Annotated in this window: 1 protein-coding gene; it reads left to right on the forward strand. The window is 47.0% G+C overall.

What is annotated here, in order from left to right; genetic code table 11:
- Nucleotides 1-362: hypothetical protein (locus ABEV74_RS19075; protein ID WP_430148510.1), on the forward strand; the 362-nt coding region annotated here is incomplete at its 5' end.
- Nucleotides 363-758 lie beyond the last annotated feature (396 nt).

A 758-nucleotide genomic window follows, 5' to 3' on the forward strand; every position in this document is an offset into this window, starting at 1 on the left:
CTCGCTTCCCTATATGGGAGGGGATAAAGATGCCTAACATAGATCAACTCGCCGAAGGCTACAACTGGCCGGTGTCCACATATGAGCGGATCGGGCGTGAGGTTGGGAAGTTGGTAGCTGAGAAAAACGCTGCATATGGCGATTCATTTGCCAAGAGTGGGGATTTCCTTAGACTCTTGTACCCAGACGGCATCAAGCCCGAGCAATACCGGGATGCGCTTTGCATTGTGCGAATATTCGACAAGCTCATGAGAATAGCGACAGCAAAAGATGCATTCGGCGAGTCGCCTTACAGGGATATTGTGGGCTACGGAATTTTGGGGGTGGCTATGGATGCGAACAAAGCCGAGAGCAGAAGGTGATCAATACCGGCCGGTAGTACGAGTTGTTTACGCGGTTGACGGTGTACCAATAAAAATCAGGATGAGCGGTCGGGTGTATATCTTAAAAGCTTATAAACAACGTAAAGGCCGCTGGAAACTAGCAAAATAGAGGTGAGTGGATGAACCAGGACCGGAGGAGGAGGCAGAGGGAAATAAATAGCAACGTTCAAAAGTGTCCAAAATGCGGCAGGGTAATATGCCAGTTGTGTTATGAGAGGTCGGCTAAAGTGATTATGCAAAATAAGTTTACCGGCAAAAAGCTGTCTGTATGCTGGGTTTGCTATCGAACAGTCTGGCAGCCGGAATCGCAATAAATGCATCCCCGTTATTGGAAAAACCTATAAAATTCATATTCATTATTGAGAGGAGTAATAA

Origin of the sequence: Paenibacillus cisolokensis (genome assembly GCF_050481165.1) — a bacterium.
In the GTDB taxonomy this organism is placed as follows: domain Bacteria; phylum Bacillota; class Bacilli; order Paenibacillales; family Paenibacillaceae; genus Paenibacillus_AH; species Paenibacillus_AH cisolokensis.